We start from the raw sequence: 13,093 nt of genomic DNA on the forward strand, positions 1-13,093 counted from the left end.
GCATAAAAACGTCGCCCGAATTACCCCTGATTCACCCGAAACGAGAAGTCCTGCTAGTGGCGGCAATAACGGAAAAAGTGAGAAAACAATGTCGAACAAACCCTTCCATTATCAAGATCCCTTCCCCGTTACCAAAGACACAACCGAATATTACCTGCTGACCAAAGATCACGTTTCTGTGAGCAACTTTGACGGCGAAGACATTTTAAAAGTTGAACCCGAAGCACTGACGTTGCTGGCGCAACACGCTTTCCACGACGCGTCATTCATGCTGCGCCCGGCGCACCAGAAACAGGTGGCCTCCATTCTTCATGATGCGGAATCCAGCGAAAACGACAAATACGTGGCGCTGCAATTCCTGAGAAACTCTGAGATCGCGGCGAAAGGCATTTTGCCTACCTGCCAGGATACCGGCACCGCGATCATCATGGGTAAAAAAGGTCAGCGCGTCTGGACCGGCGGCGGCGACGAAGCCAGCCTGTCAAAAGGCGTCTACAACACTTTCATCGAAGACAACCTGCGCTACTCGCAGAATGCCGCGCTGGATATGTATAAAGAAGTGAACACCGGGACCAATCTGCCCGCGCAAATCGACCTCTACAGCGTGGATGGCGATGAGTACAAGTTCCTGTGTATCGCCAAAGGCGGCGGTTCAGCCAACAAAACTTATCTGTATCAGGAAACCAAAGCGCTGATCACACCGGCGAAACTGAAAGGTTATCTGGTCGAAAAAATGCGTACGCTGGGGACGGCGGCCTGCCCGCCATACCATATCGCGTTTGTGATCGGCGGAACCTCCGCTGAAGCGACGCTGAAAACCGTGAAACTGGCCTCAACGCATTATTACGACGGCCTGCCAACCGAAGGTAACGAACACGGTCAGGCATTCCGCGATGTGAATCTGGAACAGGAACTGCTGGTCGAAGCCAACAATCTTGGCCTGGGCGCACAGTTCGGTGGCAAATACTTTGCGCACGACATCCGCGTGGTGCGTCTGCCACGCCACGGCGCGTCCTGCCCGGTCGGCATGGGCGTTTCCTGCTCCGCAGACCGTAACATCAAAGCCAAAATCAACCGTGACGGTATCTGGATCGAAAAACTGGAAGACAACCCAGGCCAGTACATCCCTGAAGCGTTGCGTCAGCAGGGCGAAGCGGGTGTGGTGAAGGTGGATCTGAACCGTCCGATGCCTGAAATCCTCGCGCAGCTTTCTGAGCATCCGGTGTCTACCCGCCTCTCACTGAGCGGCACGATTATCGTCGGGCGCGATATTGCTCACGCCAAACTGAAAGAGCGTCTGGATAACGGCGAAGGTTTGCCGCAGTACATCAAAGATCACCCGATTTATTACGCAGGCCCGGCAAAAACCCCGGAAGGTTATGCCTCCGGTTCCCTCGGCCCGACCACTGCTGGCCGTATGGATTCCTACGTCGATCTTCTGCAATCTAACGGCGGCAGCATGATCATGCTGGCGAAAGGCAACCGCAGCAAACAGGTGACAGACGCGTGCCAAAAACACGGCGGCTTCTATCTGGGCAGCATCGGCGGCCCGGCTGCGGTTCTGGCGCAGCAAAGCATTAAGAGCCTGGAATGCGTGGAATACCCTGAGTTAGGGATGGAAGCCATCTGGAAAATCGAAGTGGAAAACTTCCCGGCATTCATTCTGGTGGATGACAAAGGCAACGATTTCTTCGAACAAATTCACGCAAGTACCTGCGCGAAGTGTGTGAAGTAAAAATTCCGTCTTTGAAATAAATAAAAGGCCTGCCGGAAACGGCGGGCCTTTTTTATGCGATCTATTGCGCTGACGCTACATATTGATGGCGCGAATCTAATGAAAAATTACTTATGATCCCGGCGATATAAATCCCACTCGTCGAGGCGTTCGCCGCCCGGCAATACGCAATCTGCACGCGCGCCCTGCGCCGTTTGCACGCTCACCGACGTCCCGCCTTTTTGCTGACAATACACTGCCGCAGGATTCGCCATGCCGATAGTTGGACGCTTCACCGGTGCCGGGTGAGACACTGCGCAACCTGCCAGCAAAGATGCCATCAGCAGGACAAAGAGTTTGTTCATAAAGACCTTCCTGGAAACGTAATTAAAAACGCAGGGGCATTTTAATCGCTTTCCGGCGAGGGTGCATTCAGATCAGTCGCCGCAAAAGTTACCTCATCTCACAAACCCGCAGCCCGTTAATGGCTATGATGAGAGTGTTTTTACGGCATCATTAATGAGGGAGGGTGATATGGAAAGGTACCAAAATAGGGGAGGAAATTCAGGTATCGTCGCGTTCACCATAACGGAAGATTCAGTGACTCTGAAGTTTAAAGATGGCTGGCATTATATCTATAATTCCATCCGCCCCGGAAAGGCAGACGTGGACGTGATGAAGGCGATGGCGAAAACGGGCAGCGGACTTCATGGCTTTATCAATCGCAAGATCCGCAATAATTATTTCCACAAGTACCATTGAGAAATGATAAAGACAGAAAGCAGAGAAGCTAAATGAATGAAGCGTTTGATAATGTGGGGTTTTATAACAGAAATGGTGCCGACTACCGGAATCGAACTGGTGACCTACTGATTACAAGTCAGTTGCTCTACCTACTGAGCTAAGTCGGCATTTTGGAGTGTTACCGGGGAACTACGGGGTGCTAAATTAGTGAAATCTGATGCCGCCGTCAAGCCCCTGACAGTGCGTTTGCTGGTTTTCTCATCACTCTGCGCAATTTTATGAATTTGCACCGGTTTCATGAACAAAAATCCACCGGTGCAGCCGCTTTACGGACGCACTAAATCATCGCCGTAACCAATCCATTTATAGGTCGTCAGGGCTTCTAATCCCATCGGGCCGCGGGCGTGCAGTTTTTGCGTACTGACCGCCACTTCTGCGCCTAAACCGAACTGCCCGCCGTCGGTGAAACGGGTGCTGGCGTTGACGTAAACCGCCGAGGAATCGACTTCTCGCACGAAACGATCCGCGCTGCTGATGGAACGGGTGAGGATCGCATCGGAATGCTCGGTGCCGTAGGTGCGGATATGCGCCACGGCGGCATCCAGATCGGCCACGATCGTTACGTTCAGATCCAGCGACAGCCATTCGTCCTGATAATCTTCTTCGGTCACCGCCAGCACTTTCGCCGGGCCATTTTGCAGATACGGCATCGCGGATTCACTGGCGTGCAGGGTAACCCCTGCGCGGTGCATTTTGTCGCTCAGTTCCGGCAGGAAACGGGCCGCAATCGCCTGATGCACCAGCACGGTTTCCAGGCTGTTACAGGCGCTCGGACGCTGCACTTTCGCACTTTCAATGACAGTCAGCGCTTTATCGAAATCAACGCTTTCATCCACGAACGTATGGCAGACACCAATGCCGCCGGTGATCACCGGAATGGTGGACTGTTCGCGGCACAGTTTATGCAACGCCGCGCCGCCGCGAGGGATCAACATGTCGACGTATTTATCCAGACGCAGCAGTTCCGCCACCAGCGCGCGATCCGGGCTTTCGATCGCCTGAACCGCGGCTTTCGGCAGCCCGCACTCTTCCAGCGCCTGCTGAATGACTTTTACCGTCGCCTGATTGGTGTGGTGCGTCTCTTTTCCGCCGCGCAGGATCACCGCATTACCGGTTTTCAGGCACAGACTGGCGACGTCGATGGTGACGTTCGGGCGCGCTTCATAAATCACGCCAATCACGCCAAGCGGCACACGGCGTCGCTCAAGGCGCAAACCGCTGTCCTGCTGTGAACCATCCATCACCTGCCCCACCGGATCGCTCAGGCGGCAGACGTCACGCACATCGCTGGCGATTGCCGATAAGCGGGCAGGCGTCAGCAACAGGCGATCTAATAGCGCTTCACTCATGCCGCTTTCGCGGGCAGAGGACATATCAAGTTCATTGGCAAGAATGATGCTCTGGCTGTTGGCCTCAAGCATATCGGCCATCAGCATCAGTGCGCGGTTTTTCTGCACAGTGCTGAGGGTGGAAAGCTGCCAGGACGCGGCTTTGGCGGCCTTGCCCATCTCGTTAAGCATGGAAAACTCCTTAACTGACAATCATGTCGTCACGGTGCACGGCAACCGGGCCGTACTCGTAACCGAGAATATCGCTGATCTGCTGCGAGTGGTGACCGGCAATCATGCGCATCGCATCGCTGTTATAGCGGCTGACGCCGTGCGCCAGATCGCGTCCGTTCAGATTGCGGATGCGGATCACTTCGCCACGGGAGAAATCACCTTTCACTTCGCGGATGCCTTTAGGCAGCAACGAACTGCCGCGCTCCATCATGGCAGAAACCGCACCGTCATCGATGGTGATTTCACCGGCGGGCGGTGCGCCAAAGATCCAGCGTTTACGGTTCTCCAGCGGCGTCTCCATGGCGTGGAAACGCGTGCCAACGGAAACGCCGTTGATCACATCGGCGATCACGCCCGGCAGATTACCGGCGGCAATAATGGTATCGACACCCGCACGGCAGGCGACGTCAGCGGCCTGCAATTTGGTGGCCATACCGCCGGTGCCCAGGCCGGAAACGCTGTCACCGGCAATGCCGCGCAGCGCATCGTCAATGGTGGTGATTTCACGGATAAGTTCCGCTTCGGGATTGGTGCGCGGATCGGCGGTAAACAGGCCGCGCTGATCGGTCAGCAACAGCAGTTTATCGGCACCGGCCAGGATCGCCGCCAGCGCAGATAAATTATCGTTATCGCCAACTTTGATTTCCGCCGTCGCCACCGCATCGTTCTCATTAATAACCGGAACAATATGGTTATCGAGCAGCGCATTCATGGTGTCGCGGGCGTTGAGAAAACGCTCCCGGTCTTCCAGATCCGCACGGGTTAACAGCATCTGACCAATATGGATGCCGTAAATAGAAAACAATTGCTCCCAGAGCTGGATTAAACGGCTTTGCCCGACGGCAGCCAGCAGCTGTTTGGAAGCAATGGTGGCGGGGAGTTCGGGGTAGCCAAGGTGTTCGCGCCCGGCGGCAATAGCGCCCGACGTCACAATCACAATCCGATGCCCTGCCGCATGTTGCTGCGCGCACTGGCGAACAAGCTCAACAATGTGAGCCCGGTTGAGGCGGCGGGATCCGCCAGTGAGCACGCTGGTGCCCAGTTTTACAACCAGTGTTTGGCTGCCACTCATAGTCTTTCTGCCGTTATTGAAGTGAAAATAAGATTGAAGAAATCAGCTTTCTGATGTCTTTGTAACAGGAGAGAAGCGTTATGCCAACCGGCATAACGCTATAATAGCAGCATTCATGATGGGAATGGGTAGTACGCAAGGCTGTGAAAGGTCAGGCGGAAAGCTTCACCGGTTCTTCGCTGAAATCATCAGCAGGTTCCAGTTTGAGAGACATCTCTTCGATCATCTTATTGAGGTTTTTGTGGAACCCCTTAAGCGTTGTCTCAAGCTTCTCGCGAACTTCAGCATCCTTAATGTTTTGTGCTTTCCAGTTGCCGTCTTTGTCGAACAAACCGAACTGATAAACATAGGTAAAACGTTCGGCTTCAGCTTGTAACTCAATCCACCAGCCCCAGAATTCACGCTTCTCTGGCGCGGGTTTCACGTTCACACAGACAGCTAAGCAGTCAAAGAAAAAGCGGTCGTTTTCGCATTTCCCTTCTCTAATGTACGGCCCCAATGTACCGAAACGTTTCATTAGCCTGCTTTTAGGATGACCACTTGGTAACGTCATAGTACAACCTCCATATAAAGACGATCCTTTTTAGCAAAACGTTAAGAATTAGCAACCATTAAGTTATCGCATTCTCTTTTGCAACCACTCGCAAATCTCATGTAATGCACGATCAAAATGAGCATAAAGCGGCTCACTTTGGATCGCCAAAATCTTGCCATCGGCGGAAGAGTCCGCAATCAGCCTCGCTTCGCTCTTCGGACTGAACACATCATTCTCCCAATAAGCGGCCAGCATTGGCGTCGGCGTTCTGCGCCCCAGCAAGCCCTGCATTTTCAGAGAATAACGATTAAGTTCTGTTTTGAGCGCGGAGTCGGACGCGCTGGACATGCCAATGCGGCTGGCGAGCACGTCCATGTACATATCCGGCACCTGTTCCTGACATTTAGGATCACTGAGCAGCGAATGGACCAGCGCACCCAAGGTGGCCACCGCGCGCACGCGGCGCGGCTCGAGATAAGCCAGCCGCACGGCAACGTTGGCACCAAAGCGATAACCCAGCAGGCTGACACGACCGGCATCGACCCACGGCACATCTGACAGCTGCTGCAACACCTGCTGATGCAGGAAGCTGGTGTCCTGCGTCAGTTTCCACTTAGAGGAAAAACCGATCGACGGCATGTCGATGGTCAGCATTGCAATGCCCATCGGCGCAAGATACGTGCGGAACAGACGCTGATGGTCACTTTGCAACGTATCCAGACCGCCGCACACCATGACCGTCGGGAACGGCGCCTGCCCTTCGTTCGGCAGATGCAGAAAACCGGTGATCGGCGCCCCGCCGGGAATAGCAAAATCCAGCTCTTTTAACGTGTAAGGCGAATGTTCAGAAGATTTCTCGAACGCCTTGTTGGCGAGCGCTTCAGCCTGTTCGGCCAGCGTATCGCCTTTCAGATGCGGATAACCGGCAATGCTGTAAAGGTTAGCGGCGTTCAGCCAGTATTCGCTGGCGAGATCAGGATCCTGCTCTTCAGCGGCTTTTTTCTGCCAGATCATCGCCTGATTCGACCATTCATAAATCCAGTTGCCATTGCGATAGCCAATAACGGTATCCAGCAACAACGGATCGCTGTGCTCGGCTGTAGACACCGCAATGCGCGACAGCACTTCCTCCACTTCGAGCGGATCCACGCCGCGCCACATCCACATCAGACGGTTGATTGTCCGGTACCAGCAATTGACCGTATCCCCTTCCAGCGCGGAATGCATTGGCGGGTGGGTATTATGGTGATGAACGCGATGAACCAGCGTCGACGTTTCCGGGTATTTGAAGGAAGGTTTAAACAGCTTTTCCGTGAGATTGACTGGCGCCATGATGCATGATCCTCCGTTAGCAAGCAGTTGGTCGCCCGCAAGCCACCATTTCAGAACGGGATTATAACGTGTTAAAGGTGCGACAAGACAGGAGTGAGGTCAAGCAAGAGGGATTTCAAGGTAACCAAAGCAAAACGCCCGGCAATCAGCCAGGCGTTTAAAGCGCGCCCCACGCGCCGTAAGCGCGAAGGAAGACGAGTGTTATTTTCCGACCAGAGGAGGAACGAACACCACGCCCATATCCCACGGCTGCTCGATCCAGGTGTTCTGCGGGATGTCTACCACGTAGTCATCGACCAGCGGTGCGCCAGCCGGTTTGGCGAAGATCGTGATGAAATGCGCTTTCGGGTACATTTCGCGGATCGCTTTCGCGGTGCCGCCGGTATCAACCAGATCGTCGATCACGATGAAGCCTTCACCGTCGCCTTCTGCGCGTTTCAGCACCTGCATTTCGCGCTGATTATCATGGTCGTAGCTGGAGATACACACGGTATCCACATGGCGGATGCACAGCTCGCGAGCCAGCAACGCTGCAGGAACCAGGCCACCACGGCTGACTGCAATAATGCCTTTCCATTGTTCTGCCGGCAGCAGGCGTTTCGCCATTGTGCGGGCGTGGATTTGCAGCATGTCCCAGGTTACAACGTATTTTTCGCTCATAAAGGTGTCCCAGCCAGTGAATTGACGGCTTCTGAAATTTATTGGGGGGGAAAAAGGTTGCGCGAGATTATAGTGAGTCCGGCTCACAAAAACCAGCGATTATCTGGTTCCATCCGTCGCAACACCCCGGATTTTATCCCGGCGCACGCGCACAGCTTCGGATTAAGTGATATTCTGTCAGGCCACTCGCCACAACGTCTGGCGGGGATTATTTAACCCTAAACCTACAGCATCTCAATCAGTTCCCCTGCTAATGGAGCCTGACTGAGCTGACTGTCACAGGAGACTTATAGTGTCTGAACTGTCTCAGCTTTCGCCACAACCGTTGTGGGATATTTTTGCCAAAGTATGTTCGATTCCACACCCTTCTTATCATGAAGAAGCGCTGGCAAAACACATCGTTGAATGGGCACAGGAAAAAGGTATCCACGCTGAGCGTGATGAAGTGGGTAATATCTTGCTGCGCAAACCGGCCACCAAAGGCATGGAAAATCGCAAAGCGGTTGCCCTGCAGGCGCACCTCGACATGGTGCCGCAGAAGAACAACGATACCGTTCACGATTTCACTAAAGATCCCATTCAGCCGTTCATTGAAGACGGTTGGGTAAAAGCACGCGGCACGACGCTGGGTGCGGACAACGGCATCGGTCTGGCGTCTGCGCTGGCGGTTCTGGCGGATGAAAGCGTCGAACACGGCCCGCTGGAAGTGTTGCTGACCATGACCGAAGAAACGGGCATGGCGGGTGCATTTGGCCTGCAACCGGGCTGGTTACAGTCTGAAATCCTGATCAACACCGATTCAGAAACCGAAGGCGAAATCTACATGGGTTGCGCAGGCGGCATTGATTTTACCGCCACTCTGCCACTCAGCCGCGAAGCGGTACCTGCTGGTTTCACCACGCTGAAAGTGACGCTGAAAGGCCTGAAAGGCGGCCACTCCGGCGCTGATATCCATCTTGGCCTGGGCAATGCCAGCAAACTTCTGGCGCGTTTCCTGGCAGACAACGCCGACACACTGGGCCTGCGCCTGCTGGATTTCACCGGCGGTACGCTGCGCAACGCCATTCCGCGTGAAGCCATTGCAACGCTTTCTATCGCAACGGACAAAACCGATGCGCTGAAAGCGGCCGCAGAGGAATTCCTGGCGACGATTCAGTTTGAACTGTCCGCGGTTGAGAAGAAAATCGCACTGGTTGTTGAAGCGGCTGAAAGCAACGCGAAAGCACTGACTGCTGAAACTCAGGGCAAATTCCTCGCACTGCTGAATGCCACACCAAACGGTGTGATCCGCATGAGCGATGACGTGAAAGGCGTGGTTGAAACCTCCCTGAACGTCGGCGTTGTCACCATGAAAGACGATGAAGTGGCGATCAACAGCCTGATCCGTTCTCTTATCGACAGCGGTAAAGAGTACGTGGTCAGCATGCTGAACTCACTGAGCGCGCTGTCCGGCGCGAAAAGTCTGGCGAAAGGCAGCTACCCTGGCTGGAAACCCGAGCCAAGCTCGCCGGTGATGACGCTGGTGCGTGAAACCTACGAAACGCTGTTCAGCAAGACGCCAAACATCATGGTGATCCACGCCGGTCTGGAATGCGGTCTGTTCAAAAAACCGTACCCGGACATGGACATGGTTTCCATCGGGCCTACCATCACCGGGCCACACTCGCCGGATGAGCAGGTTGAAATTGAAAGCGTTGAGCTGTACTGGAAACTGCTGACCGCCCTGCTGAAAGCGATTCCTGAGCGCGGTTAATACCCGATCCCCGAAATCATCCGGGCTGTATCTGGGTGGCAACTGAGTAAATTCCCGGTCACATACACAAATATGTGACCGGCGTTTGCGAAGGCAGCCCACGCAGAGACAGCTTGAAGGATGACGGGGATCATTCCCAGGGAAGCAGAAGCTGCCGCTCTATCTGCGGATCCTGCAACGTCACATGCAATCCCACCAGCCTGACGCCCCGTCCGCCCCGCCGTTGTTCCCAGGCTTCCCGTGCGACTTTCAGTAAATCGTCTTTATTGAGTACCGGCCAGACGTGTTCCTGCGTGGTCTGCTGGAAATCATGGAATTTAAGTTTCACGCCCTGTCGGGCGATGCGCAGACTCGGGCTGACTTTGCTCAGGCGCGTATGTAATTCCGGGTACAACCGTTCGATCAGCGCCACGCACTCTTCCCAACTGTGAATATCTTCGGCCAGCGTGCGCTCGACGCCGACGGATTTACGCAGCCGCTCGGGGGAAATCTCACGTTCGTCAATGCCCTGACTGCGCTCCCACAGCACGCGGCCAAACTTTCCGAAACCTTTAAGCAAGGCTGCCAGATCATAGCGCTGCACGTCGCCACAGGTATTCAGGCCGTGCTCCTGCAAACGCTGTGCGGTGACTTTGCCGACGCCGGGGATTTTACTCAGCGGTAAATTTTGCAAAAACGCATCGACTTTATCCGGCGTAATCACAAACTGTCCGTTAGGTTTATTCAGATCAGAGGCTATTTTTGCCAGAAACTTAATGGGCGCGATACCCGCCGAGGCGGTCAGATTGATTTCATCGGAGATCGCCTGGCGGATTTGTGCAGCAATCAGCGTGGCGGATCCGTTGCACTGGGTGGCGTCGGAGACGTCGAGATAAGCTTCGTCCAGTGACAAGGGTTCAATCAGCGGAGTGTACCGCGCAAAGATTTCACGGATATGGTTTGAGGCTTCTTTATAAGCCTCCATTCTGCCGGGGATCACTTTCAGATGCGGACAGAGTTTCAGCGCCATACCGGTGGGCATCGCGCTGTGCACACCGAATTTACGCGCAGGATAATTGGCGGTGCTGATCACACCACGGCGATCGCGGCTGCCGCCGATGGCGATAGGAATGTCGCGCAGGGAAGGATCATCGCGCATCTCGACGGCCGCGAAAAAGCAGTCCATATCCACGTGAATGATTTTACGCATAGCCCTCCCCTGATAACTGTATAAGTATACAGTTAGCCGGTGCAATTTCAAACACAGAAAATGGCGGTAAATTTGGGTTAATTAATCACCAATAATGGCAAGCGCCAGTAATTAACAAACCGAAACTCATTATTCAATATTTGATGATTGCTAAAATATTAATCAGTATTAATATGGCAACGTTTCAGACAGGTTGTAGATAAGAAATCAATCAGTGGCGGTCTTAAAGATGGTTCCATCTGTAGACAAAACATCAGAATTATTACCAAGCAGGATTTAGAATGATCAGAATCGCGCTGTTCCTTGCGATGCTCCTCAGTTTGCCTTTATTTACAGCAAATTACGCCGTGGCCAGTGAACCTGTCCCGGTCAATGCTGCGCTTAAAAAGCAGTTGTTAGGCGCGCCAGTTTATATCCAGATTTTCAAACAAGAACGTAAACTCGAATTGTATGCCCAGCTCGACGGCGAATTTCGTCTGATCGGCAGCTATGGCATCTGCGATTTTTCCGGCGGTTTGGGGAATAAACGTCGTGAAGGCGATTTCAAAAGCCCGGAAGGTTTTTATAACGTGGATATCCACCACCTGAAACCTGACAGCCGCTTTTATCGTGCTATCAACATCGGCTTCCCGAACGCCTATGACATCTCACAGGGTTACTCAGGTAAGTACCTGATGATCCACGGTAACTGTAAATCCATTGGGTGTTATGCAATGACAGACGGTTACATGGATGAGATCTTCACCTATGTTCAGGCAGCGTTCCAGTTCGGGCAGCGTAATTTGCAAATCAGCATTTACCCGTTCCGTATGACCGATGCCAACATGACCGCGCACAAAAACTCAAGCTACATCAACTTCTGGCGTCAGCTTCAGCCTGGCTATGCGTACTTTGAGAAACACCATCAGGCGCCCAACGTGGTGGTGACTGACGGTAAATATGAAGTGCTCCAGCCGCTGTCTAATACCCCGCTCTCCTCACAGCTGGCGTTCACCCAGGTGAAATAACGCGAACTCGCCTGGGGCAATTTTGTTCCAGGTTTCGTTTGCGGTCAGCGGTTGCGTGGCAATCACGGTGACGACATCATCAGGTGTCGTCTGCTGCTGAAAATCAATTTCCACATCCTGATCCAACAACGTTGCCTTGCCAAACGGCGCGCGGCGCGTGATCCAGTGCAAATTTGTCGAACAATAGGCCATCACAAAATGCCCGTCCGACAGCAGCATATTAAACACCCCTTTTTCGCGTAACTCATTGGCCAGCGACGCAATATAGCGGAACACCGGCGGCCAGCTTGCCGGGCGACGCGGATAACGTTGAGTGAGTTTGTGCAGCAGCCAGCAAAAAGCGTATTCGCTGTCAGTCTGGCCTATCGGGCGCAGTGTGCCGGTATCGAGCTGGCGGTAACCGCGCAGCTGACCGTTGTGTGCGTAGGTCCAGTTGCGTCCCCACAGTTCCCGGGTAAACGGATGGGTATTTTCCAGCGCCACTTCGCCACGGTTTGCCTGACGAATATGGGAAATCACCGCGCAGGATTTGATCGGGTATTCCTGAACCAGGCGGGCGATGGGCGAATTAAAACTCGGCAGCGGATCTTTAAAAGTACGGCAGCCATTCCCCTCATAGAAGGTAATGCCCCAGCCGTCTTTATGCGGGCCAGTCCCGCCACCGCGCTGCACCAGTCCACTGAAACTAAAACAAATATCAGTTGGAACGTTAGCGCTCATCCCGAGCAATTCGCACATCACCAGCCTCCTTTACTGCAAAGGGCTTATGCCTTCGCCATCTCTTTTTCGATCAGAAGAATCAAAATGTGAATAACTTTAATGTGGATTTCCTGCACACGGTCAGCGAAGCCGAAGTGTGGAACGCGGATTTCCACGTCAGCAGATCCGTCCATCTTGCCGCCGTCTTTACCGGTCAGGGTAATGACTTTCATGCCTTTGGCACGCGCAGCGTCAATAGCTTTGATGACGTTTGCGGAATTCCCGGACGTGGAGATGCCCAGCAGCACATCGCCTTTCTGGCCAACCGCTTCCAGATAACGAGAGAAAATATACTCATAGCCGAAATCGTTACCCACGCAGGAAATGTGGCTGACGTCAGAAATCGCAATCGCCGGGTAGCCCGGACGGTTCTCACGGTAGCGGCCGGTCAGTTCTTCCGCAAAATGCATGGCATCGCAGTGGGAACCGCCGTTGCCGCAGGAAATCACTTTCCCGCCCGCTTTGAATGAATCCGCCAGCAGCACTGCTGCACGTTGAATAGACTCAATATTTGCCGGATCGCTGATGAATTTATTCAGCGTTTCAGCAGCTTCGTTCAGTTCAGTACGGATAATATCCTGGTACATAGCAGCCTCTTTTATGTCCATTTGCAGCCGTTGAAACACAGCCGATAGCAATAAAACTTTCCGCTGTGCAGTGTAACGGATCGGCGGATCGGCGAGAAGCAATGAAGCGGTAATGATTC

General features: G+C 53.6%; 14 protein-coding genes and 1 tRNA gene. 5 read left to right on the forward strand and 10 right to left on the reverse strand.

What is annotated here, in order from left to right:
• Positions 1-88: 88 nt before the first annotated feature.
• Positions 89-1,735 carry a class I fumarate hydratase FumA gene (gene fumA / locus ACO0U8_RS13440; protein WP_183848023.1) on the forward strand — a complete coding sequence of 549 codons (1,647 nt, stop codon included), beginning with the start codon at positions 89-91 and terminating at the stop codon, positions 1,733-1,735.
• Positions 1,736-1,842: 107 nt separating this feature from the next.
• Here the strand turns inward: fumA and ACO0U8_RS13445 are convergent, their stop codons facing one another.
• Positions 1,843-2,079, reverse strand: a complete 237-nt coding sequence (locus ACO0U8_RS13445; RefSeq protein WP_056781450.1) for a DUF333 domain-containing protein — start codon at positions 2,077-2,079, stop codon at positions 1,843-1,845.
• 169 nt (positions 2,080-2,248) lie between these two features.
• Between ACO0U8_RS13445 and ACO0U8_RS13450 the strand changes: the two genes are divergently transcribed.
• Positions 2,249-2,476 (forward strand): hypothetical protein, encoded by a 228-nt coding sequence (locus ACO0U8_RS13450; RefSeq protein ID WP_421670957.1) that lies wholly within the window; start codon positions 2,249-2,251, stop codon positions 2,474-2,476.
• 73 nt (positions 2,477-2,549) lie between these two features.
• Here ACO0U8_RS13450 and ACO0U8_RS13455 read toward each other — a convergent pair.
• The 6 genes from ACO0U8_RS13455 to gpt all read right to left on the reverse strand — a co-directional run bounded on the left by ACO0U8_RS13455 (position 2,550) and on the right by gpt (position 7,679).
• Positions 2,550-2,625 (reverse strand) — tRNA-Thr (locus ACO0U8_RS13455).
• A gap of 159 nt (positions 2,626-2,784) precedes the next feature.
• Positions 2,785-4,038: a glutamate-5-semialdehyde dehydrogenase gene (gene proA / locus ACO0U8_RS13460; RefSeq protein WP_122097382.1), complete on the reverse strand. Its 1,254-nt coding sequence runs from the start codon at positions 4,036-4,038 to the stop codon at positions 2,785-2,787.
• 10 nt (positions 4,039-4,048) lie between these two features.
• Entirely contained in the window at positions 4,049-5,152 is a 1,104-nt protein-coding gene (proB, locus tag ACO0U8_RS13465; protein ID WP_056781467.1) for a glutamate 5-kinase, read from the reverse strand.
• 151 nt (positions 5,153-5,303) lie between these two features.
• A complete protein-coding gene (crl, locus tag ACO0U8_RS13470; RefSeq protein ID WP_183848027.1) occupies positions 5,304-5,705 on the reverse strand; it encodes a sigma factor-binding protein Crl in 402 nt (133 codons plus the stop codon).
• 63 nt (positions 5,706-5,768) lie between these two features.
• Positions 5,769-7,019, reverse strand: coding sequence for an esterase FrsA (frsA, locus tag ACO0U8_RS13475; RefSeq protein ID WP_056781472.1), 1,251 nt, complete (start codon positions 7,017-7,019; stop codon positions 5,769-5,771).
• 201 nt (positions 7,020-7,220) lie between these two features.
• Positions 7,221-7,679: a xanthine phosphoribosyltransferase gene (gene gpt, locus ACO0U8_RS13480; protein ID WP_056781475.1), complete on the reverse strand. Its 459-nt coding sequence runs from the start codon at positions 7,677-7,679 to the stop codon at positions 7,221-7,223.
• A gap of 72 nt (positions 7,680-7,751) precedes the next feature.
• On the opposite strand from gpt, the gene ACO0U8_RS13485 reads away from it, so the two are divergent.
• Both ACO0U8_RS13485 and pepD read left to right on the forward strand, forming a co-directional pair.
• Positions 7,752-7,895 carry a hypothetical protein gene (locus ACO0U8_RS13485; RefSeq protein WP_421670958.1) on the forward strand — a complete coding sequence of 48 codons (144 nt, stop codon included), beginning with the start codon at positions 7,752-7,754 and terminating at the stop codon, positions 7,893-7,895.
• A gap of 76 nt (positions 7,896-7,971) precedes the next feature.
• Positions 7,972-9,432 (forward strand): beta-Ala-His dipeptidase, encoded by a 1,461-nt coding sequence (pepD, locus tag ACO0U8_RS13490; RefSeq protein WP_056781478.1) that lies wholly within the window; start codon positions 7,972-7,974, stop codon positions 9,430-9,432.
• A 130-nt stretch (positions 9,433-9,562) separates the two neighbouring features.
• Here pepD and dinB read toward each other — a convergent pair whose 3' ends face one another.
• Positions 9,563-10,621, reverse strand: coding sequence for a DNA polymerase IV (dinB, locus tag ACO0U8_RS13495; RefSeq protein ID WP_122097379.1), 1,059 nt, complete (start codon positions 10,619-10,621; stop codon positions 9,563-9,565).
• 281 nt (positions 10,622-10,902) lie between these two features.
• Here dinB and dpaA point away from each other — a divergent pair, with 281 nt between their 5' ends.
• Positions 10,903-11,628 (forward strand): peptidoglycan meso-diaminopimelic acid protein amidase, encoded by a 726-nt coding sequence (gene dpaA / locus ACO0U8_RS13500; protein WP_217204645.1) that lies wholly within the window; start codon positions 10,903-10,905, stop codon positions 11,626-11,628.
• Here the strand turns inward: dpaA and ACO0U8_RS13505 are convergent.
• Together ACO0U8_RS13505 and lpcA are read right to left on the reverse strand one after the other, a co-directional pair.
• Positions 11,599-12,366, reverse strand: coding sequence for a class II glutamine amidotransferase (locus ACO0U8_RS13505; RefSeq protein ID WP_056781487.1), 768 nt, complete (start codon positions 12,364-12,366; stop codon positions 11,599-11,601). The two genes, dpaA and ACO0U8_RS13505, sit on opposite strands and share 30 nt — an antisense overlap.
• Positions 12,367-12,392: 26 nt before the next feature.
• On the reverse strand, positions 12,393-12,974 hold the full coding sequence (gene lpcA / locus ACO0U8_RS13510) for a D-sedoheptulose 7-phosphate isomerase (protein ID WP_122097592.1): 582 nt from the start codon (positions 12,972-12,974) through the stop codon (positions 12,393-12,395).
• Between the last annotated feature and the right edge of the window lie 119 nt (positions 12,975-13,093).

It is taken from the genome of Rahnella sp. EDr1-12, from assembly GCF_049206505.1.
GTDB classification, from domain to species: domain Bacteria; phylum Pseudomonadota; class Gammaproteobacteria; order Enterobacterales; family Enterobacteriaceae; genus Rahnella; species Rahnella rivi.

Coding starts and splice junctions, on each gene's coding strand:
- gpt (WP_056781475.1), bottom strand. CDS start 7,679: ATGAGCGAAAAATACGTTGTAACCTGGGACATGCTGCAAATCCACGCC.
- dpaA (WP_217204645.1), top strand. CDS start 10,903: ATGATCAGAATCGCGCTGTTCCTTGCGATGCTCCTCAGTTTGCCTTTA.
- ACO0U8_RS13450 (WP_421670957.1), top strand. CDS start 2,249: ATGGAAAGGTACCAAAATAGGGGAGGAAATTCAGGTATCGTCGCGTTC.
- dinB (WP_122097379.1), bottom strand. CDS start 10,621: ATGCGTAAAATCATTCACGTGGATATGGACTGCTTTTTCGCGGCCGTC.
- ACO0U8_RS13445 (WP_056781450.1), bottom strand. CDS start 2,079: ATGAACAAACTCTTTGTCCTGCTGATGGCATCTTTGCTGGCAGGTTGC.
- ACO0U8_RS13505 (WP_056781487.1), bottom strand. CDS start 12,366: ATGTGCGAATTGCTCGGGATGAGCGCTAACGTTCCAACTGATATTTGT.
- crl (WP_183848027.1), bottom strand. CDS start 5,705: ATGACGTTACCAAGTGGTCATCCTAAAAGCAGGCTAATGAAACGTTTC.
- proB (WP_056781467.1), bottom strand. CDS start 5,152: ATGAGTGGCAGCCAAACACTGGTTGTAAAACTGGGCACCAGCGTGCTC.
- fumA (WP_183848023.1), top strand. CDS start 89: ATGTCGAACAAACCCTTCCATTATCAAGATCCCTTCCCCGTTACCAAA.
- frsA (WP_056781472.1), bottom strand. CDS start 7,019: ATGGCGCCAGTCAATCTCACGGAAAAGCTGTTTAAACCTTCCTTCAAA.
- lpcA (WP_122097592.1), bottom strand. CDS start 12,974: ATGTACCAGGATATTATCCGTACTGAACTGAACGAAGCTGCTGAAACG.
- proA (WP_122097382.1), bottom strand. CDS start 4,038: ATGCTTAACGAGATGGGCAAGGCCGCCAAAGCCGCGTCCTGGCAGCTT.